The organism is Agrobacterium tumefaciens str. B6 (assembly GCF_001541315.1).
In the GTDB taxonomy this organism is placed as follows: domain Bacteria; phylum Pseudomonadota; class Alphaproteobacteria; order Rhizobiales; family Rhizobiaceae; genus Agrobacterium; species Agrobacterium radiobacter.
Genome location: NZ_LMVK01000001.1, coordinates 412,456 through 432,697, shown reverse-complemented (window position 1 = coordinate 432,697; position 20,242 = coordinate 412,456). Strand labels below are relative to the sequence as shown.

Annotated in this window: 18 protein-coding genes; 5 read left to right on the top strand and 13 right to left on the bottom strand. The window is 59.8% G+C overall.

The features are described 5' to 3' along the window. Positions 1-25 precede the first annotated feature (25 nt). From infA to ASB65_RS02095, 4 genes are all read left to right on the top strand, one after another. Positions 26-244, top strand: a complete 219-nt coding sequence (gene infA, locus ASB65_RS02110; RefSeq protein ID WP_003503453.1) for a translation initiation factor IF-1 — start codon at positions 26-28, stop codon at positions 242-244. A gap of 33 nt (positions 245-277) precedes the next feature. After that, a complete protein-coding gene (locus ASB65_RS02105) occupies positions 278-901 on the top strand; it encodes a Maf-like protein (RefSeq protein ID WP_060722892.1) in 624 nt (207 codons plus the stop codon). Positions 902-904: 3 nt separating this feature from the next. Next, positions 905-1,129: a DNA gyrase inhibitor YacG gene (gene yacG, locus ASB65_RS02100; protein WP_003503455.1), complete on the top strand. Its 225-nt coding sequence runs from the start codon at positions 905-907 to the stop codon at positions 1,127-1,129. A 147-nt stretch (positions 1,130-1,276) separates the two neighbouring features. Continuing rightward, on the top strand, positions 1,277-2,113 hold the full coding sequence (locus tag ASB65_RS02095; RefSeq protein ID WP_060722891.1) for a DUF6030 family protein: 837 nt from the start codon (positions 1,277-1,279) through the stop codon (positions 2,111-2,113). A gap of 12 nt (positions 2,114-2,125) precedes the next feature. On the opposite strand, the gene galE is transcribed toward ASB65_RS02095, so the two are convergent. From galE to mscL, 3 genes are all read right to left on the bottom strand, one after another. Continuing rightward, positions 2,126-3,157, bottom strand: a complete 1,032-nt coding sequence (gene galE, locus ASB65_RS02090) for a UDP-glucose 4-epimerase GalE (RefSeq protein WP_060722890.1) — start codon at positions 3,155-3,157, stop codon at positions 2,126-2,128. Between the two features lie 328 nt (positions 3,158-3,485). Continuing rightward, positions 3,486-4,652 carry a pyridoxal phosphate-dependent aminotransferase gene (locus ASB65_RS02085; RefSeq protein ID WP_060722889.1) on the bottom strand — a complete coding sequence of 389 codons (1,167 nt, stop codon included), beginning with the start codon at positions 4,650-4,652 and terminating at the stop codon, positions 3,486-3,488. A gap of 154 nt (positions 4,653-4,806) precedes the next feature. After that, positions 4,807-5,235, bottom strand: coding sequence for a large conductance mechanosensitive channel protein MscL (gene mscL / locus ASB65_RS02080; protein ID WP_003503459.1), 429 nt, complete (start codon positions 5,233-5,235; stop codon positions 4,807-4,809). 218 nt (positions 5,236-5,453) lie between these two features. Between mscL and ASB65_RS02075 the strand changes: the two genes are divergently transcribed. After that, a complete protein-coding gene (locus ASB65_RS02075; RefSeq protein ID WP_060722888.1) occupies positions 5,454-8,963 on the top strand; it encodes a hybrid sensor histidine kinase/response regulator in 3,510 nt (1,169 codons plus the stop codon). A gap of 50 nt (positions 8,964-9,013) precedes the next feature. Here ASB65_RS02075 and ASB65_RS02070 read toward each other — a convergent pair whose 3' ends face one another. From ASB65_RS02070 to ASB65_RS02025, 10 genes are all read right to left on the bottom strand, one after another. Then, complete coding sequence (locus tag ASB65_RS02070) at positions 9,014-10,861, bottom strand: methyl-accepting chemotaxis protein (protein ID WP_060722887.1); 1,848 nt, start codon at positions 10,859-10,861, stop codon at positions 9,014-9,016. A 145-nt stretch (positions 10,862-11,006) separates the two neighbouring features. Beyond that, entirely contained in the window at positions 11,007-11,708 is a 702-nt protein-coding gene (visR, locus tag ASB65_RS02065) for a transcriptional regulator VisR (protein ID WP_003522758.1), read from the bottom strand. A gap of 53 nt (positions 11,709-11,761) precedes the next feature. Beyond that, entirely contained in the window at positions 11,762-12,493 is a 732-nt protein-coding gene (visN, locus tag ASB65_RS02060) for a transcriptional regulator VisN (RefSeq protein ID WP_003503463.1), read from the bottom strand. 370 nt (positions 12,494-12,863) lie between these two features. After that, positions 12,864-14,546, bottom strand: coding sequence for a flagellar basal-body MS-ring/collar protein FliF (gene fliF / locus ASB65_RS02055; protein WP_003503464.1), 1,683 nt, complete (start codon positions 14,544-14,546; stop codon positions 12,864-12,866). 128 nt (positions 14,547-14,674) lie between these two features. After that, a complete protein-coding gene (gene cheT / locus ASB65_RS02050; protein ID WP_003503465.1) occupies positions 14,675-15,058 on the bottom strand; it encodes a chemotaxis protein CheT in 384 nt (127 codons plus the stop codon). 14 nt (positions 15,059-15,072) lie between these two features. Then, positions 15,073-15,618: a chemoreceptor glutamine deamidase CheD gene (gene cheD, locus ASB65_RS02045; protein WP_060722886.1), complete on the bottom strand. Its 546-nt coding sequence runs from the start codon at positions 15,616-15,618 to the stop codon at positions 15,073-15,075. Then, positions 15,615-16,004 carry a chemotaxis response regulator CheY2 gene (cheY2, locus tag ASB65_RS02040; protein WP_003503467.1) on the bottom strand — a complete coding sequence of 130 codons (390 nt, stop codon included), beginning with the start codon at positions 16,002-16,004 and terminating at the stop codon, positions 15,615-15,617. The genes cheD and cheY2 overlap by 4 nt, the downstream gene beginning before the upstream one ends. Further along, on the bottom strand, positions 16,004-17,059 hold the full coding sequence (gene cheB, locus ASB65_RS02035; protein ID WP_003522763.1) for a protein-glutamate O-methylesterase CheB: 1,056 nt from the start codon (positions 17,057-17,059) through the stop codon (positions 16,004-16,006). The genes cheY2 and cheB overlap by 1 nt, the downstream gene beginning before the upstream one ends. Next, on the bottom strand, positions 17,056-17,964 hold the full coding sequence (gene cheR, locus ASB65_RS02030; protein ID WP_060722885.1) for a protein-glutamate O-methyltransferase CheR: 909 nt from the start codon (positions 17,962-17,964) through the stop codon (positions 17,056-17,058). The genes cheB and cheR overlap by 4 nt, the downstream gene beginning before the upstream one ends. 13 nt (positions 17,965-17,977) lie before the next feature. Continuing rightward, the gene (locus ASB65_RS02025) at positions 17,978-20,239 is read right to left on the bottom strand and encodes a chemotaxis protein CheA (RefSeq protein WP_003503479.1); all 2,262 of its coding nucleotides are present in this window, start codon (positions 20,237-20,239) and stop codon (positions 17,978-17,980) included. Between the last annotated feature and the right edge of the window lie 3 nt (positions 20,240-20,242).

Below are 20,242 nucleotides of genomic sequence, written 5' to 3'. Positions count from 1 at the left end.
CTATCAACAGGAAGAAAACCCTTACATGACAAAAGAAGAAGTCCTTGAATTCCCGGGCATCGTAACCGAATTGCTGCCGAACGCAACATTCCGCGTGAAGCTTGAGAACGACCACGAAATCATCGCCCACACCGCGGGCCGCATGCGCAAGAACCGTATCCGCGTTCTCGCCGGCGACAAGGTGCTGGTCGAAATGACGCCTTACGACCTCACCAAGGGCCGCATCACCTATCGCTTCAAGTAATCCACGTTCCGCAACGGACGCCCGGGCAGCGCAATGACCAATTCAAAACAAAAGCTCGTTCTGGCATCCGGCTCGCCGCGGCGTTTGGAACTGCTGCATCAGATCGGTATCGAACCGGCACGTCTGATGCCGATGGATATCGACGAGACCCCGGCCAAGCTTGAGCATCCGCGCACGCTCTGCGGTCGTCTGTCATTGCAGAAGGCAGAAGCCGCGCAGGCGGCGCTGAAGAACGAACAGGCGTGGAAAGACTCCTATGTTCTGGGGTCAGATACGGTGGTCGCCGTTGGTCGCCGCATCGTCGGCAAGGCCGAATATACGGAAGAGGCCTCGGCTGCGCTGCATCTTCTTTCGGGACGCAGCCACTGGGTCTATACCGGCATCTGCCTCGTCACCCCCGGCGGCAAGATCCGACAGAAGGTGGCGGAGACAAAGGTGCGTTTCAAGCGCCTCTCCACGCGCGAAATCGAGGCCTATATCGCCTCCGGCCAGTGGCGCGGCAAGGCGGGAGCCTATGGCATCCAGGGCATTGCCGGCGCATTCGTGCAAAAGCTGACCGGTTCTTATACCAATGTCGTCGGCCTGCCGCTTTATGAGACGATGTCGCTTCTTTCCGGAGAAGGATTTGAGGTGACTTCGGGCTGGCTCGAAGGATAGGCCATGGCAAAATCTCCCGAAGGCGCCGGAAACGTCACGCCGCTGCGCAAATCCCAGCCATGCCCTGAATGCGGGCGGCCCTCGACACGGGAAGACTATCCTTTCTGTTCGGATCGCTGCCGCTCGCTTGATCTCGCCCGCTGGCTGAACGGCTCCTACGCCATTCCGGTCGCAGACGATGAAAGCAGCGCTGTTGGACAGGACACGGCCAAGAACAACGGCGAATAAGACCTGCACCGCCGGAAACTTCGGCGGTGAGTTGCATAAGATTTTCAGAGCCTTCGCTCACACCATATATTCACCGGGCTGCCGATAGTCCGAAAAGCCATATCAAAACCGGCTGACGCCTTTCCGCCAGCCCCTTAAGGTCTTGCGATGGACGCAGGCTTGCAGAAAAGAGTGAGCTCCGGCGCGCTGCTGTTTGCGGTGCTGGCCGTTTGTCTTGCCATCGGGGCGACGGTGCTACTGGCCAATGACAAGAAGCATCTCAAAAGCCTGCTGATTTATCTCAATCTGGCATCCGCGACACGCTCCGCGGCCCCCCCGCCGAAGATGAAGCCCGTCAAGCGGCAGAAACTAGTCGCCCAAAAAGTCTCTCTGCCGCCCCATCTTCTGAAATTCGAGCAAGGGGGTGACAGGGCATCTTTCGCACGCGATTTCGTTCTTTCCGGCAAGGAGCTTTGCGACCGCTTTACTGCCGCAGGTTTTTCCAACCCGCATGGCTGGCACGCAAGCCCGGTCAACATCCGCAATTTCGAGTGCATGGCCGATCTTGCGGTGGCGAACGCCGCAGGCCCGGCCGAGCGGGCCTCGCTCTTCCTCGAGATCAGGGGCGAAGCGTCCGGCGAGGTTCGCTCCATCAGGATGAAGGCCGTTGCGCCGAAGACGCTGGATGGGACTGCCGTTCTGACAAAGCTTGATGAAGCACTCGCCATGATCGTGGAACAAACCCGGTGGGCTGATCTGGCGAACATACTTGAACCGGCAGGCCGGATGCAGCCCTATCAGGCACAACATTTCGGTATTTCGGTTTCCATAAAACCGGAACCGACGGCACCCCATCGCCTGAACGTGATTTTGCACACAAGCGAACAATCGCCGGGGTTGAAGCTGACACGCAGCTTCTTTGACAGGGATCACTGGCTTCGACCGGCCGCTCCACTGGATCGGCCGGCGCTCTATCCTTCCCTCAGGAAAGACCGCTTTCGGTAACGCAGAGTCCGCTCAGCCTATTGCCGCCAGCTTGCGCCGCACCGGCGGAATCCTGTCGCTTTGCTGGGCCTGGCGTTTGGCCTCCCACTGGAGCGCAGTGCGAACGATGGTCACCAGATCGTTGAAGCGAGGACGCCAGCCCAGCTCCGACTGGATGCGCGCCGAATCCGCCACCATGGCCGCAATATCGCCCGGGCGACGCGGACAATGGATGATCGGGAAATCGCACCCCGATTCCTGCTGCACGGCCTGCAGGACATCAAGAACCGAATAACCAACGCCATAACCGCAATTGAGCGTGCGTGTGCCGCCGCCTGCGCGCAGATGCGCCATGGCCAGCATATGCGCGTCGATCAGGTCGCTTACATGAATATAATCGCGAACGCCGGTGCCATCCGCGGTCGGGTAATCCGTTCCGTAGACTTCCACCCGGTCGCGGCGACCGGTAGCAGCTTCACAGGCGACCTTGATGAGGTTTGCCACACCCGTGGGAGATGGCCCGGCGCGCCCCTGCGGGTCGGCTCCGGCGACGTTGAAATACCGCAACGCCACGTAATTGAAATCATGCGCCTGCACGACATCGCGCAGCATGATTTCGGAGGCGAGCTTCGACAGGCCGTAGGGGTTTTCTGGGCTGAGGATCGCGGTTTCGGGAACCGGGCCATCAAAGGGCTGGTTTCCATAGACGGCGGCTGTCGACGAGAAGATGAAATTGCGAATACCGTGGCCGACTGCCGCCGCCACGAGGGCGCGGGTCGTGCCCGTGTTGTTTTCGTAATATTCGAGCGGCTGGCTGATCGATTCAGGAACGCTGACGGAGCCCGCGAAATGGAAGATGGTCTCGATCTGGTTTTCTTCGAAAATCTGGTCGAGCAAGGCGCGATCCGCCGCATCGCCGAGATAAAAACGCGCCGCCGGCGCGACCGCCCAGCGCGACCCCGTCGAAAGCCGGTCGACAACAACGACCTCTTCCCCGGCATCGAGCAAAGCCCACACCATGTGGCTTCCTATATAGCCGGCCCCACCCGTGACCAGAACAGCCATGACACTACTTCCCTGTTTGCTTTTCTTGAGCCCATCAAAGCCAATAATTCTTCATCATTGATTACTTGCACAGCGAATACGCGACCGAACCCCCGCCCCATTAAAAAGGTGGCTTACGATTGGTTAGCGCAATGAGGTGTTTTTTATTTATTAGATGAAAATGTTCTCATAAATGGAACAAGGAGCGCATATCACAGAAAATCCGCCACGTCGATGGTTGCGCCGTGGGGTTGCAGTTTTAGGTCTTCGCTGTGATTTTGTTGCCGATTTCCCTACCGCAGCGCGATCCCGGCGCGGCAGGGGAAACCATTATACGCAAAGACGCCGCTTACCTGCCGAGGATATAGGATGCTAGCCGCTCGGCCGCATCTTCTATCTGCCTTGGGTTGCGAAGGAAACAGGCACGGAGAAACAGCTCCCCTCCTGGGCCGAAGGCCGTGCCGGGCGCAAGGCCGACCCCTGTTTTGTCGACGATATCGAGCGCCGTGGCCCGGCTGTCCGTCACGCCGTCTATCTTGAGAAAGGCATAGAGAGCGCCGTCGGGTTTCAGGGTTTCCACACGGTTCGTCGCGATGAGCGCATCGCAGAGAATGTCACGGGATGTCAGAGCGCGCTCGTAATTCTCGCGGACGAAACCATCACCGTGATCAAGGGCGGCGACTGCGCCGCGCTGCATGAACTGCGCCACACCCGAGGTGGAATATTGAATGAGGTTTTCGATGACTTGACCGATGGCCGGCGGGGCGACAAGCCAGCCGACACGCCAGCCGGTCATTGACCAGTTCTTCGAAAAGGAATTGGCGAAAACGATCTTGTCATCCGGCTCCATGACGTCGAGGAAGGATGGCGCACGGCTGCCGGAATAATGATAAAGCGCATAAATCTCGTCGGCGACGATCCACAGATCGTGTTTGCGGGCGAGCGCCAGAACATCACGAAGATTATCGAGCGTCGCCGTCCATCCGGTCGGGTTGGAGGGCGTATTGATGAAAAGCGCCTTCGTCTTGCCGGTGATCGCGCTTTCCAGCCTGTTGATATCGAGATCCCAGCGGCCGTCGCGGAAATCGATACCCACCGGAACCGCCTTCGCGCCTGCCACACCGATGGCGGCAACGATATTCGGCCATGTCGGAGACAGATAGACCATTTCGTCGCCGGGCGAGGTCAGCGCCTGCACGGCAAGCACAATCGCCTGCATGCCGGAACCGGTAGCGTAAAAATGCTCCGGCGGCAGCGATGCCGCGAAATGGCGTTCGTAATAACGGCTCAGCGCCTGGCGCAATTCTGGAATGCCACGCTGCCAGGTGTAGAAAGTTTCGCCATTGTTGAGCCCATCGATGGCGGCCTGATTGATGAAGTCCGGGCTCGGCAGATCACCTTCGCCGACCCAGAGCGGCAGGAGATTGTCTCGCCCCCGGGCATAATTCACGACTTCAACAATGCCGCTCTCGGGAGCCGCCAGAGAGCGCGCACTCAGACTGTTCAAAATGGACATTAAAGACACTCCGTTTGGTGCCTTCTTATCGCATCGAACCAGCCATGTGCATGATATTCCGTGAGGCGATCATGGATTTTCTTTATGGATCACCCCCGGCAGCAGACCGCCGGCCGCGTGAGCCGGCAAATCAGGCCGGGGATAATGCCGGCAATCAACGCGTCTTCAGCAGATCGCGGATTTCGGTGAGGAGCTTGACGTCTTCCGGCGGCGGAGCTGCTTCCGCCTTTTCCTCAACCTTCTTGCGCTCAACCGAATCGCGCAGCTTGTTGACGCCCTTGACCATCAGGAAAATGATCCAGGCGAGGATAAGGAAGTTGATGAGAACCGTCAGAAAGCTGCCATAAGCGAAGACGGCGCCCTGATCGCGGGCGGCGGCGAGCGAGGTGGCATTGACGCTGGAGCTCAGCGGCAGGAAGTAGTTCGAAAAATCGAACCCGCCGAAGATCGCCCCCACGATCGGCATGATGAGATCGTTGACGACGGAGTCGACGATCTTGCTGAAAGCCGCACCGATAATAACACCCACGGCCAGATCCATGACATTGCCGCGGGCAATGAAGGTTTTAAATTCGTTAAGCATTCAGATTGTCCCTCTCTCCTGCTTCGCGAGCTGAAGCTATGTGACTGTCCCTACGCGCTCAACCATATAGGGTCCGGGCATCATTTGGAATCCGCGGGATTGCATTTATTAGCTTTTTTGCACGCGCGCCTTGAACTTTATGATCAGACCGCGCTCATTCTCAACGGCCCGGAATTCGCCTATGCTGATATCAGGGAACTCTTGCACGGGGAGGATGCGTGCTTCCTGGGTGGATCATATTCGGTTCGGCCTTCGCTTATGTCCTGCTGCTGTTTGCGGTTGCAAGCTATGGGGACAGGAACAGCCGCAACAGAAACGCTCCGAAAAAGGGGCGTCCGTTCGTCTATGCGCTCAGCCTGGCAATCTATTGCACGTCCTGGACCTATTTCGGCGGTGTGGGGCTCGCGGCAGACAGGGGGCTGGAATTTCTCGGCATCTATACCGGGCCGATCCTCGCCTTCACCATCGGCATGCCGATCATTCGCCGCATCGTTGAACTGGCGAAAACGGAAAAACTGACTTCCGTCGCAGATTTCATCGCCGCCCGATACGGCAAGAATTCCACCGTGGCGATGATCGTCGCGATCATCGCGCTCGTCGGCGCCATTCCCTATATCGCGCTGCAGCTGAAAGCCGTTTCCAGCTCGGTGGCGACAATGGTCGATCCCGGCGATTACGGCATTGGCAGCGGCAATCTTTATTTCCTCGATCTGCCACTGGTCGTCACCATCGTCATGGCGGGGGTTGCCGTCCTGTTCGGCCCCCGCCACACCGATGCCACCGAACATCAGGACGGGCTTATTCTGGCGATTTCGATGGAATCGCTGGTCAAGCTCGTCGCCATGTGCACCGTCGGTTTTTACGTACTCTTCGTCCTCTTCGACGGTCCCGCGCATCTGTGGCAGCTTGCCACGGATAATGAGCAGGCCATGCGGGCCATATCCTATCACACGCCCGTCAGCCGCTGGATCGTGATGACGCTGCTTTCCGGTTTCGCCATCATCCTGCTGCCGCGCCAGTTCCACGTCACGGTGGTTGAAAACCGCACGCCGGAAGAGCTGCGTATGGCCGGGTTCCTGCTGCCGCTCTACCTCATCGCGATCAACATCTTCGTGCTGCCGATCGCGCTTGCCGGCATTCTGATGCTCGGCGCCAATGGCGATGCCGATCTCTACGTGCTGCAATTGCCGCTCAATCATCAGATGCCGGTCGTGTCGCTGATCACCTTCATCGGCGGCTTTTCGGCGGCGACCGCGATGGTGATCGTCGCTTCGGTGGCGCTGTCGATCATGATTTCCAACGATATCGTCATGCCGATCTTCCTGCGGCAGAAGTTGTTGAACCGCTCACCGCACCGGGACGATTTCGCCAAGACGCTGCTCAACATCCGCCGAACGGCGATCTTTGCCGTGCTGCTGCTGGGTTATGGCTATTATCGCGCCGCCGACAGTGCCACGGGCCTCGCCTCCATCGGCCTTCTGGCATTCGCCGCCATTGCGCAGATGGCCCCTGCCCTTTTCGGCGGGCTGTTCTGGCGGCGCGCCAATGCCCGCGGTGCGATCGCGGGGCTGAGTTCGGGCTTCTTCGTTTGGGCCTACCTGCTGTTTCTGCCAAGCTTCGGCGGGCCCGACAATTCCGAGGTGGCGGCCAATATTCTCGGTTTCCTGCTTTCCGGCAGCCCGGGATTCAACGGGCCGGAAGCCGACCCATTCGTGAATGCGGTCATTCTCAGCCTGCTCGTCAACAGCCTCTCCTTCGTGCTCGGCTCGCTTTCGCGCAATCCGAGGCCGGTGGAGCGCATCCAGTCCGGCATCTTCGTCAAGCGTCACTCGAAATCGCAATTCGCCACGCGCGGCTGGAAAACCCGCGTCAGCGTCGGTGATCTCAAAAGCGCGGTCGCCCGTTATCTCGGCGAGGAGCGCATGCTGCGGTCACTCGCGACCTATGAAAAGACGGCGGGCAGGAAGCTCAACGACGACCAGCCGGCGGACATGGCGCTGATCCATTTCTCTGAACAGCTGCTGGGCAGCGCCATCGGCTCCTCCTCCGCCCGCCTGGTGCTCTCGATCATTCTTCAGAAGGCGGAAGACACCAGTGCGGATACGGCATGGCTGCTCGATCAGGCGAGCGAGGCCCTGCAATATAACCAGGACATGCTGCAGACCGCGCTCGCCCAGATGGATCAGGGCATTGCCGTTTTCGACAGTTCGCAGCAGCTGACCATCTGGAACCGGCGTTTCCGCACCCTTCTCGATCTACCCGAGCAGTTCGGGCAGGTGGGCGTACCGCTCACGGATATCGTTTCGATGCTGCAGGAACGCGGCGATATGCCCGCCGGTGACACGAATGAACTGATCACCAGCTTCCTGACCATGGATCTGCCCTTCTCGCTGGTGCTGGCGGGCGGGGAGCGCATCATCGAAGTGCGCTCCAACACCATGCCGGACAAAGGCATCGTCGCCACCTTCACCGATATCACCCAGCGGGTGGCGAGCGATCAGGCGCTGAAACAGGCAAACGAAACGCTGGAGCAGCGCGTGGCGGAGCGAACCGTTGAGCTTACCCGCGTCAACCGCGAACTGGCGGAGGCAAGAGCCTCCGCCGACGAGGCGAATATCGGCAAGACACGCTTTTTCGCCGCCGCCGGTCATGACATTCTCCAACCCCTGAACGCCGCCCGCCTCTATTCCTCCTCGCTGGTCGAACGGCTTGGCGCTTCTGGCGAAAGCGATCTCGTCCACAATATCGATTCGGCGCTGGAATCGGTGGAGACCATTCTTGGTGCTGTCCTCGATATTTCCCGTCTCGACACCGGCTCTATGAAGGCGCGCATGACATCCGTGCCGCTGAATGAGTTGCTGAAACGCATCGAGACCGACTTCGCACCGATGGCGCAGGAGAAGAACCTGGACCTCGTGGTCATGCCAACCTCGCTGACCGTCCGCTCCGACCCCAACCTCCTGCGGCGCCTGATACAGAATCTCGTTTCCAACGCCATTAAATATACGCTGAAGGGCAAGGTGGTCGTCGGTGCGCGCCGCCGGGGCGGTGAAGTCGTCATTCAGGTGACTGATTCCGGTATCGGCATCCCCTCATCCAAATTTCGCACCGTTTTCAAGGAATTCGCCCGGCTGGACGAGGGTGCAAGAACGGCATCCGGCCTCGGGCTCGGCCTTTCCATCGTCGACCGGCTGTCGCGCATGCTGCACCATCCGGTGCAGCTGATCTCCACCCCCGGAAAAGGCACGACCTTCCGCATCCATCTGCCGCGCGAGGCGGATCGCCTCGTGCCGGCCAAAGCCGTTGGCGGGATAACCAGTCCCGCAGCCAGCGACCGCCTTCAGGGCGTCCGGGTTCTGTGCATCGACAACGAGCCGAAAATCCTCGAGGGCATGACACTACTGCTGACGGGATGGGGCTGCGAGGTGTTGCCCGCAGGTTCCGTGGCGACGCTGGAGGAACCCTTCCTCAACTTGGCCGCAGCACCCGATGTCATCGTCGCCGATTATCATCTGGACGATGGCGACGGCATCAGCGCCATCCGCCTCATCAGGACATTTTACGGCAAGACGATCCCTGCCCTGCTTGTAACGGCGGACCGCAGCCCGGAAGGGCGCAGCGATGCGGAAAAATACGGGATTTCCGTCCAGCACAAGCCGGTCAAACCGGCAGCGCTGCGGGCCTACATCAACCAGATATCCAGCACGGCCCGCGCGGCGGCAGAATAAAAACTCCCGGATGTTGCGATCCGGGAGGTGTTTACGTCTGAATAAGCGTGTCAGGCCGCACGGCTCAATCGATCCCTGCCGGTCGCCGAGCCATGTTCCATCTGGAAACGCTGAACGAGATCGAGCAGCGCTTCCACCTCGCCGGACAATATGCTGCTGGCCGCACTCGACTGTTCGGCAAGGGCCGCGTTCTGCTGGGTCATCTGATCCATCTGGTTGACGGAACTGTTGACGTTATGAAGTGCCGAGGACTGGTCCTGCGTTGCCGTGGCGATGGTTTCGACATGCTGGCTGACGGTGACGATCTGCCGGCTGATGGCGGAAAGCACGGTGCCCGCCTCCTGCACCAGCTTCGATCCGGAACTGACTTCCTGCGTCGACTGGTTGATGAGCTGCTTGATTTCACGCGCCGCGTCGGCAGAGCGTTGTGCAAGCTCGCGCACTTCCTGCGCCACGACGGCAAAACCCTTGCCCGCTTCGCCCGCACGCGCCGCCTCGATGCCGGCATTCAGGGCAAGAAGATTGGTCTGGAAGGCAATGTCGTCGATGACCTCGATGATCTGCTCGATCTTGCGCGAGGCATCTTCGATGCGGCCCATGGCGTCGACGGCGTTGCTGACGACCGAACCGGAACTGTCGGCGCTCTGCTTGGTGATGCGCACGGCCTCATTGGCCTCCCGCGCACGCTCGGCCGAGGATCTGACGGTGACAGTGATTTCGTCTACAGCGGCAGCGGTCTCTTCCAGCGAGGCGGCCTGATTCTCGGTGCGCTTCGACAGATCGACCGACGACTGCTCGATTTCAAAGCCGCTATGCTGGATGATGAGCGTGCGCTCACGAATCTGCCCCAGCGCATCGCGCAGGTTGAGGAGGGATTCGTTGAAATCCGTGCGCAGACGGTCGAGACGGCCAGCGAAAGGCGTCTCGATCGTGCGGCTCAGATCGCCACGCGACAGCCTGCCGAGACCAGAGGCGATCTCGCCGACCGCAAATTCGATCTGGCTGTCGAGTTCCTGTTTCTCGGCGTCGTTGCGGTAACGCTCGGACTCCGCCGCAGAGCGTTCTTCGGCGCTTTTGCCCTCGATCGCCAGTTTCTCAAGCGCATTTTCGCGGAAAATCACCAGCGCGCGGGCGATGTTGCCAAATTCATTGGTGTTGGTGGCGTAAGGGATCGGCGTATCGAGATTGCCGTCCGAAAGGGACTTCACCGCATCGGTCAACTTGCCAAGGGGTTGAAGCGTGCGCTTGATGACAAAGTAGGCGAGCAGTCCGACGCCAAGCATGGCGAGCGCGCCGCAGATGAGCATCATGTCGCGCAGGCTGTATATCTGCGCATCGTAGACGTCCATGGGAACACCCACGAACAGGATGCCGACGGTTGCGCCGGTCTTGTTCGTGACAGGCATGTAACCGGTCATGTAGCTGGTGCCGAACAGCGTGGCGGTGCCAAAATAGGCCTCACCCTTGGAGACTTTCGCAAAAGCGGGATGATCGGTAGCAAGCTTGGTGCCGGCTGCTCTCTCGCCCTTTTCGTTCTTCAGATTGGTGGTCATGCGAATGAATTCGCCGCCCTTGGCTTCAAACACGGTAGAAATACCGCCGTTACCGGCTGCGGTGCGGTCGACGAGATCATTGTCGCGCATCGTTCCGATGCTGGCGCGACCCACACTTTTGAGGTCCCCATCCACCATTTCGAGGGCGACGCCGCCGACCTTCAGTTCGTAAAGGATCGCCATGCTGCGCATTGCGCTGTGCGTATCGCGCAGCGCGGTGGTGATGATATTGTCCTTCAAGCGGATATAGGTCGAAAAACCAACTGCCGCCACGCTGAGCGTGATCAGGCCGATCGTCAGCGCGACAACCTTGCCAGCAACGGACTTAAAGAGCCGGTTGTGCATGAAACAGTTCCCCAAAGCCAAACTTATAAAAGTTCTAGTAGGCAACTGTTAAAAAAACGCGAAGTGACGATAGCGCCTTTTAGGGAGGCGCAAATGCCGGTTCGGGGCCGCCGGCCTGGGAGGGGCGGGGAAAACCCGCCCGCCATCAATGGATGTAACCGAGCCTGATAGCCTTGGCGATCGCCTGGATACGGTTGACGGAATCGAGCTTGATCGTCGCCGAACCGAGATAGGCGTTGACGGTGTGCACGGAAAGCCCGAGCTTGACCGCGATTTCTTCGCTGATACGGCCATCCCCCGCCAGTTGCAGGCAGGCGATTTCCCTCTCGCTCAAGGCTTCGGAGGGTGCCGCCTTGCGCTCGTCCAGCGCCAGCATGTCCACCATGATCTCGCAGCATTTGATGTGCTGCTCGATCACGACCTCATTGTCGAGAACGAGGTTGGTGCCGCAGAAGACGATATAACCGTTGCCGATGGTGCCAAGCCGCACCGGCAGGGCGAGCCCCGCATAGGGCAATGTGTCGTTCTCGATGCGGCGCAGAAGTGCGGGCACATCGGGAAGATCGGCAAAGCCGCCGGCATTCTTGTTGCGCCAGATGACCGGCAAAAGCGATGTCTCGATATGATCGAGAAGAATATCGCCGACGGCGCGGATGAACTGCGCGCTCTGTTCTGCGGCATTCATGCCCCAGTTTTCGAGCTCGCAGGTCAGCTTCTTCTTGTTCGGGAAACCGGAAGCGGCAGCTTTCGTCACCACGAAATTGCGCGCGCCGACCAGCTTCTGCATGGCGACAAGCTTCGGAAACAGATCCGACCGGCTCGTCACGACAGGGCTGCGGTAAAACATGCCCATATGACCTGTACCCTCATTGTCTTTCGTCTGTACCATCCGTCCGACCATTATACGAGGTTGTTGCGCACGGCGTAGGCAATTGCCTCCGAGCGGGTTTTTGTCGCGGTTTTCCGCATCACGCTTGTGATGTAATTATTGATCGTATTGCGTGAAATGCCAAGGATCATCGCAATTTCGTCACTTGTCTTGCCTTCCGCGATCCAGAACAGGCACTCAAGCTCACGCTCCGTGAGATCGATATCGCGCACGGTCTTTGCTTCGCTGGCAATGCCGAAACTGACGCAATAACCCGTCAGCAGGGCGATTTCGCGCAGTCTTTCCGGCGAAGGCACCGCTTCTTCGGGAAACAGCAGCAGCAGAGAAAGCCGGATGCGGCCCACGCAGAAGGAGAGTGCCGAATATTGCCGGTCTATGCCGTAGGGAACAGCAACATCATCGGGAAGGAAAAGCAGCCGTGGCTGCAGAAGCGAAAGGCATTTCTCCATTTCGCTTGATCTGTTCTGGCTGTTGGCCAGTTCAAGGCCAAGCCTGCGGACCAGATCAAAAGGCCAGTCGGAGGTGACGATGAATTTCAGTCCGGTTTCTTCGAGAAGATCATCCCGCGCCAGCAGATAATGCGAGGCGCCAGCATAGGTTACGAGCAGATCCAGTGCGCCTGCAACGTTACCGGCAGCAGCCGTGGCTGCGACGTTTTTAGCAAGCTGATCGCGTGGCAAGGGCTTACCCATGCCCTCCATAGGCTTGGCAGACAGCCTGCGGATATCAACATCGACTTTCAATCGCCTACGCCCTCTTGCTCCCAGTGGGAGATTATACCTCGGGATGGAATCATTCCATTCGAGAAGCTTACCAAAATGGGACGGCAAGCCCCCGGAGACCGAATCACTTCATTTTATGGAACGGACTGGGATTTGCCATTACCTGACACCAGCCTTTCCACGTATTTCACTGTTCGTCTATTGCTAAAAAAACATACTGAAAAGCTGTTCAATCCATAAACGGCATTCTCAGCCAATTCCCAGCAAACTGTATCGTTGCTGAATTTTTTGTAAACACTGTCCTAAAACGAGATTGCCACGATGCGCCCGCCAAGGATAGCAAAAAGCCCGAAAACAGAAAAAAGGCCGGGTAAAACCGGCCTTTTTGATATTATGCTGCTTTTTCCACCGCCCATTTGCGCAGGATCTTGGCGGCTCGTTCCTCGCTGATTTCCACCATGCGGGAGAGCCTGCGTTCGGGTCCTTCGCGAACCCGGCGGTTGAATGTGCCCTCGCCATCGCCGCCTGCAAGAAGATCGTCGGTGCTGTCGAAGCCGAAATCCGCCCCGAAACCTTCCATGAGACCACCTGCGCCCGCATCCATGCCGGGAGAGAAGTCCGGCAGTTCCAGACCGGCGGTCTCCTGGCTGAGCTGACCCGCTGCCGCACCGTTGGCGGTAACCGTGCGGACCAGAGGACGCACACCGAGCCAGATGACGAGGAAGGCGACGGCGACGAAGGCGAGCGAGTTGATGATGCCGGCCGAATTGCGGCTCAGCACTTCCATGATGCCCGGCCCACTTACGGCTTCATCAAGCAGCTGCGTTTCGAGGAAGTCCATAGCGGTGAGCGTCACCATATCGCCGCGATCGGAAGAAATACCGGCCGCCGAGGTTACGATCTTCTGCATCTCGGCGAGATAGGCGTCGATCTTGGCCTGATCGGCGGGTTCGCCGACCATCTTGGCGATGCGACCCTTGTTGACGACCACGGCAACCGAAATCTTCTCGACGGTATAGCCGTTCTTGACCGTGGCGACCGTCTTGGAATTGATCTCGTAGTTGGTCTGCTCTTCCTTCTTGGCCGATTGGTCGGAAGACTGCGGGCCGCTGCCGCCGCCCTGGGGCGCTGCCTGCGGTACGTTCTGCTCCACGGTTGCGGCCGTATCCGGCTGCGTTTCCTGGGATTTCTGGTCTTCCTTCACCGTGCGGATGGAGCGCTCGACGCGTGATTCCGGGTCGTAGACGGTTTCCTGAATCTGGCGGCTGTCGGTATTGAGCTGCGCCGTCACGCTGGAGCGGAAATTGTCCATGCCGAGGAAAGGCGCCAGCGCCTTGTCGATGTTGGTCGTGATTTCCTGCTGAACATTCTGCGCCAGTGTCAGCGAGCGGTTCATGGCGGCGTTGGTGACGTCGTCGCCGGAGGCCAGAAGCTGGCCGGTCGAATCGAGGAGAGTCACATCATCGACCTCAAGGCCGGGAACGGCCGAGGCGACGAGGTGACGGATGGAAGCCGATGCCTTGCGCCCTGCGGTGGCGCTGGCGCGGATCATGACCGATGCGGTGGGCTTCTGTTCGCCACGGCGGAAATTGCCGACGTCAGGCATGACGATATGGACGCGTGCAGCGGCAATGCCGTCAATCTGCTGGATGGAGCGGCTGATCTCGCCCTCAAGGGCGCGAACGCGCGTCACTTCCTGCATGAAGGAGGTCAGGCCGAGAGAACCGACATTGTCGAAAAGCTCATAACCGGCATTGGCGCTATCAGGCAGGCCGCGCTCGGCCAGAAGCAGCCGTGCCTTGCTGGTGAGCCCGACGGGAACCTGAAGGCTGGAACCATCGGTCCCTACCTGAAAGTCCAGACCCGATTCGGCGAGCGCAATGCTGATCTTGTTGAGGTCGCTTTTTTCAAGCCCCACATAAAGGGTCTCGTAAGCGGGACGGTTCACGTAGAGCGCTGCTGCAAGGATAATGGCCATGGACAAAACGCCCACGCCGCCCAGCATCAAAAGCCGCGTCTGCCCCAGCGCAGCAACATTCTTCAAGACCTGAGGGATTTGATTTAACAGATTCATTCTGTTCCGCACCGTCATTCATAGAGTCCGAGACCTTTTGGCCCCGTAATGACAATAGGGTGCGAAGCTTGCGCGAGCGTTGCCTTTCTCCGCATTCCGCGAAGAGGCAGGCAACGGCGGAAATGCCGCTAGAAGAGGTCGAAGTCGCCGGAGGCCTTGTCGAGCGGCTGGGAATGGCCATGGCGGAAGGCGGCGCCGAGCGCCTTCTGCATTTCCGCAAGCTTGACGAGGCTGAGCGCGGTAGAGACATCCACGATCCAGTCTCCGGGAATGGAGCCGGTGACGGTATCGATGAATTCGGCAAGGCCACGGGTCTTCTGGACGGCAAGGTCGATGCCCTGCAGGAGCTTGACGCCGTCGCTCGACAATTGACCGTTGGTCACTTCAAGCAATTGCGGTTCGATGCGCTCTATAAGGTAGGCGACATCGTGCAATTCCGATACCACGCGCATCAGAACATCCGGCAGGGCTTCTTCGAACGGAGTGGTGGCGGTGTGCTCTGCAAGCTGCATTGGAAACTCCGTGACTAGAAAAATTCGATGTCGTTGGCGGCGGGCTTTGGGGCCGGCACCGGACGCGTTTCCAAGGCAACCGTCTTCTGGGTTTCCGCACCGCTGAGCGGATGCTGACGTGCACGACCGGAGACCGGCCAGAATTCGATCTTGCGGCCGTGTTCCCCGCCCGTGGAGGAGCTTATGACCGGAATACCTTCATCCTTCAGAAACTGCATGGCGAAGATGGCATTCTGCTCGCCGACATTGGAAAAGCTGGCGATCGTCTTCGCGCCGCCGAAAACCTTGGCTTCCAGCCGGTCACGCCGCGCGCCCTGCTTCAGGAGGCCGTTGATCAGGAGCTCCATGAGATGCACGCCGTAACGCGTCGCATCTCCGCCGGTCACATTGCCCGTTCCCGGCAGCAGGAAGTGGTTCATGCCTCCGAGGCCGGCAACGGGGTCTCTCAGACAGGCGGCCACGCACGAACCGAGTATCGTCGTCATGACCACGTCGGGATCGCTGATGACCTTGTACTCGCCCTGAATGATATGTACGCGCTTGGCCGCAGCTTCAATCATTTCAGCGATCCGAAAACCGCCTCGATGGCAGCGCGCATCTTGTCAATCGTGAAGGGCTTGGCCAGCACGTTGTTGGCGCCGAGCTGGGCTGCCTTCTGCACCAGCGCGCGGTCGCCCTGCGCGGTGAGGATGATGAAGGCGGCCTTCTTGGTGGTCGGGTTGGCCCGCACGGCGTGCAGGAAACCGAGACCATCCATCTTCGGCATGTTGAAATCGGAGATGACGAGATGATGGGGCTGCTGCTCCATGATCTTCATTCCCTGCTCGCCGTCGCCGGCGGCGGTGATCTGCTTGAAGCCGAGCTGTGTCAGCGCATCGCTGAGGAGCAGCCGGCTGGTCACCTGATCGTCGACGATCAGAACTTTGATCTTTTCTGCGAGAGACATTAGTCAGCACCTTCTTTGCGGGCAGTGGTTAGTTTCAGGATTTCTTCACCGATGGAGGCCAACGGCAATTGCTGTTCCACCGCGCCAAGCTCATAGGCCACGCGGGGCATGCCATAGACGACACATGTTTTTTCGTTCTGGCCGACGGTGCGCGCACCGGCATGACGCATTTTCAAGAGCCCGGCCGCACCATCGCGGCCCATGCCCGTCAAGATGACGCCGACGGCGTTGCGGCCGGCAAGCTCGGCGACAGAATCGAAGAGCACATCGACCGAGGGGCGATGGCCGTTGACGGGATCGCGCTCGACAAGCCGGCAGCAGGGTGCAGACCGGTTGGCGATCTGCAGATGGCGTTCGCCGCCCGGCGCAAGATAGATCTTGCCGGTCTGCAGGCGCGCGCCATCAGTCGCCTCTTCCACGACGGGGGCGCAGATGCGGTTCAGCCGTTCGGCGAAGCTCTTGGTGAAGGTCGGCGGCATGTGCTGGGTGATGACGGTCGGCGGGCAGTTGGCCGGGAATTTCTGCAGCACGGCGATCAGCGCTTCGACACCACCCGTGGAGGAGCCGATGGCGACGACCTTGCGACCCGCCCGATATTCGCTGACCGGGACCGGCTGCGGCGCGGCAGCGGCTTCCGGGCGCGCAGCGCGGTAAGCGGCATGCTGCGAGCGGGCAGCAGCCTTCACCTTGTCGGCGAGATCGCCGAACGGGCGTGCATCGCCCGGCGCCGGTTTGCCGACACAGTCGAAAGCGCCGATTTCAAGCGCGGCCAGCGAAGCGTCCGCGCCGCGGTGGGTGAGCGACGAGACCATGATGACCGGCATGGGGCGCAGGCGCATGATCTTTTCGAGAAATTCCAGCCCGTTCATTTCCGGCATCTCGATGTCGAGCGTCACGACATCGGGATTGAGCTGCTTGATGGCGGCGCGCGCCTCCATGGCGTTGCCGGCCTGACCGACCACCTCGACTTCGGGATCGGCCTTGAGAACGGCCGAAATCAGGCCGCGCATCGTCGGAGAATCATCGACGACGAGTACCCGTGCGAGTGCGCTCATGCCTTCCTCCCGGATGCGTGACCAATGTAGCGGTAGGTGGTGATGCCCGTATTGTCGAACAGGTTCTTTGCGTCACCGGACACACGTTCGGAATGGCCGATATAAAGATGACCACCTTCCGGCAGCAGCCCGGCGAAACGCGACCAGATGCGCATCTGCGTCGGCTCGTCAAAATAAATGACGACGTTGCGGCAGAAGATCACGTCGAAATTGCCCTTGAAGGGCCACTGCGTCATCAGGTTCAACTCGTTGAACGTAATGAGGCGCTTGACCTTGTCGTCAATGCGGAACTTGCGGCGACCACCGGCATCGACTTCCGCGAACCATTGCTTGCGCATGGCGGGAGACACGGTTTCGAGCGCGTTGTCGTCATAGACCCCGGCGCGGGCCTGCGCCAAAATCTTCGGGTCGATATCCGTCGCGAGGATTTTGAAATCGTAATCCGCCGCATTCGGAAACATGGCGAGCACGGTGAGCGCAATCGAATAGGGCTCCTGCCCGTCGGAACAGGCCGCCGACCAGATGCGGACGCGCCCGCCGGATTTCGCCCGGGCGATGAGGCCCGGCAGGACGTCATCACGCAGATGTTCGAAATGATGGTTTTCGCGGAAGAAGCGGGTGAAATTCGTCGTCAGGTGCGACAGCATTTCGCGCCGCGCCGGCGCGCCCTCCGGTGAGGATACAAGGGCGCAATATTCGCGGAACCCTGACAGGCCGAGATTGCGGATATGCTTCGAGAGGCGGGAATAGACCAGCGACGCCTTGGGGTCGTTGAGATAGATGCCCGCATCGGCATAGATCATCGCCGCGATTTCCGACAGGTCGCGTCTCGTCAGCGGATATTCACCGCTGGCAAGGACGTCGTCGGGAGACTGGCGCTGGTCGCTGAAATTAAGTGCTGCCATGGATGATCCGCTTTCAACCTGTCGCCGCAAGCGACATTTCCTGCTTCAGTGGCTGTCCGCGCGAGGCGCTGACGATGGCATCGACATCCAGAATGAGAGCGACGCGCCCGTCACCGAGGATAGTGGCGGCGGCAATGCCCTGAACATGGGTATAGTTTGCCTCCAACGATTTGATGACGACCTGGCGCTGGCCCTGGATCGCATCGACCATCAGGGCACGCTGGCCACCGCCTTCCGATTCCACCAGAAGGGCGACACCTTCGACCGGATCGGCCTGGGTCGGACGGAAGTTCAACACGCGACCGACATCCACCAGCGGGCAGAAGGAGTTGCGGATGGAGATCAGCCGCTGGTTGGCGCCGAAGGAGTGAATGTTCTTCGCTTCCGGCTGCAGGGTTTCCACGATCGCGGTCAGCGGCACCACCAGCGTCTGGCCGGCAACAGTCACCACCATGCCGTCGAGAACGGCAAGCGTCAGCGGCAGGCTCATGGTGAAAGTCGAACCGTGGCCCGGGCGCGAGGAGATGCTGATGCGGCCGCCAAGCGCCTGAATGGAGCGCTTGACCACATCCATGCCGACGCCGCGGCCGGAAATGTCGGAAATCTTGTCTGCCGTGGAGAAGCCCGGCGCGAAGATCAGATTGTCGATCTCCTCGTCGGTCAGGTTTGCATCGGCGGCGATCAGATCGTTGTCGATCGCCTTCTGGCGAACACGCTCGCGGTTGATGCCGGCGCCGTCGTCCTGCAGTTCGATCAGGATGCGACCCGAACGGTGCTTGGCCGAAAGCTTGATGGTGCCTTCGGGGTTCTTGCCCGCAGCCTCGCGCTTTTCCGGCGTTTCGATGCCGTGGTCGACGGCATTGCGGATCATGTGCGTCAGAGGTTCCGCCAGCTTGTCGATGACCGTCTTGTCGACTTCGGTGTTTTCACCTTCGGTGATGAGGCGGATCTGCTTGCCGATCATGTCGGCGACTTCGCGGACGATACGCGACATGCGCTGGAACACCGGCTTTACCGGCTGCGCGCGGATCGCCATGACGCTGTCCTGGATTTCGCGCGTCAGCTGCTGCAGCTCGTCGAGGCCCATATTGACGGCCGACGTGCCACTTGCGTCGTTTTCGATGACACTCTGCGACAGCATCGCCTGATTGATGACGAGCTCGCCGACAAGGTTGATCAGGCGGTCGACGCGATCGAGATCGACACGGATGGTCTGGCCGGCGCTGGCATTGGCCGCTGCGTTGGCGTTCGCCTGCGTTGCCGCAGGCGCGGCCGCAGCCTCGCGCTTTTCGATGGCGGCATTGACGCTCTGGGCGATCTGCGTCGTCGCGACGGCCGTTTCGACGGCTGCTGCAGCATAAGACGCTTCCGCCGTAGCGATTTCAACGATGGGCTGCTCTTCCGATCCGCTATCGAGAGCCGAAAGGTCGAACGGCACCGGGATCATCGGAAGCTCTTCATCGCCGCCTGCGACGGCCGAAACATCAGGCACGATTTCCAGATCGCAATCCCATTCGGCAAATTCGAAGACGCTGCGGATACCCTCTTCGCCCTTGTCGGTCGCGATCGAAACCGTCCAGGAGAGATAGGATGCTTCAGGATCGAGCTTGTCGAGCGAAGGCAGCTCCGACATGTCGCAATTGATGCTCATCTCGCCGATGCGCGAGAGATCGCGCAGCAGAAGTGCCGCCTCGTTGCCCTTCGAATAAAGCGACGCATGCGGCTTGAAGGTGATCTGGAAGGACGGCACTTCCATCAGCGGCGTGGTTTCGTCGGCAAAGTCCGTAAAGGAGAACGGGATCGGCTCAAAGCCGCTCTCATCCGTCGGCTTGGCCTTCACGGGTTCCGGTGCCTTTACGGCGACGGGAGCCGGCGCGGATGCCGGAACGGCTTCGCCGTTTGCCAGCGCTTCCAGTTCCTTCACGAGGCCACGGGTGCGGCTTTCATCGACGCTGCCGCCGTCTCTTGCCGCGTTGGTCAGGTCCGCCAGCACGTCGGCGGAGCGCAGCATGACTTTCAGAACATCCTGGGTCGGCTCCAGCTTGTTGGAGCGGACGCAGTCGAGGGTCGTTTCAAAAACGTGGGCGAAAGCCACGAGATCATCGAGACCGAAGGCACCAGCCCCGCCCTTGATGGAATGAACGGCACGGAAAACGGCGTTGACGGTTTCCGGATCACGGTCGCCGTCATTCAATTTAAGAAGCCCCGATTCCAGTTCGGCGAGCTGCTCCTCGCATTCCTGGAAAAAGATTTCCTTGATTTCGTTCATATCCATCGT

Coding starts and splice junctions, on each gene's coding strand:
- infA (WP_003503453.1), top strand. CDS start 26: ATGACAAAAGAAGAAGTCCTTGAATTCCCGGGCATCGTAACCGAATTG.
- ASB65_RS02105 (WP_060722892.1), top strand. CDS start 278: ATGACCAATTCAAAACAAAAGCTCGTTCTGGCATCCGGCTCGCCGCGG.
- yacG (WP_003503455.1), top strand. CDS start 905: ATGGCAAAATCTCCCGAAGGCGCCGGAAACGTCACGCCGCTGCGCAAA.
- ASB65_RS02095 (WP_060722891.1), top strand. CDS start 1,277: ATGGACGCAGGCTTGCAGAAAAGAGTGAGCTCCGGCGCGCTGCTGTTT.
- galE (WP_060722890.1), bottom strand. CDS start 3,157: ATGGCTGTTCTGGTCACGGGTGGGGCCGGCTATATAGGAAGCCACATG.
- ASB65_RS02085 (WP_060722889.1), bottom strand. CDS start 4,652: ATGTCCATTTTGAACAGTCTGAGTGCGCGCTCTCTGGCGGCTCCCGAG.
- mscL (WP_003503459.1), bottom strand. CDS start 5,235: ATGCTTAACGAATTTAAAACCTTCATTGCCCGCGGCAATGTCATGGAT.
- ASB65_RS02070 (WP_060722887.1), bottom strand. CDS start 10,861: ATGCACAACCGGCTCTTTAAGTCCGTTGCTGGCAAGGTTGTCGCGCTG.
- visR (WP_003522758.1), bottom strand. CDS start 11,708: ATGTTTTACCGCAGCCCTGTCGTGACGAGCCGGTCGGATCTGTTTCCG.
- fliF (WP_003503464.1), bottom strand. CDS start 14,546: ATGAATCTGTTAAATCAAATCCCTCAGGTCTTGAAGAATGTTGCTGCG.
- cheT (WP_003503465.1), bottom strand. CDS start 15,058: ATGCAGCTTGCAGAGCACACCGCCACCACTCCGTTCGAAGAAGCCCTG.
- cheD (WP_060722886.1), bottom strand. CDS start 15,618: ATGATTGAAGCTGCGGCCAAGCGCGTACATATCATTCAGGGCGAGTAC.
- cheY2 (WP_003503467.1), bottom strand. CDS start 16,004: ATGTCTCTCGCAGAAAAGATCAAAGTTCTGATCGTCGACGATCAGGTG.
- cheB (WP_003522763.1), bottom strand. CDS start 17,059: ATGAGCGCACTCGCACGGGTACTCGTCGTCGATGATTCTCCGACGATG.
- cheR (WP_060722885.1), bottom strand. CDS start 17,964: ATGGCAGCACTTAATTTCAGCGACCAGCGCCAGTCTCCCGACGACGTC.
- ASB65_RS02025 (WP_003503479.1), bottom strand. CDS start 20,239: ATGGATATGAACGAAATCAAGGAAATCTTTTTCCAGGAATGCGAGGAG.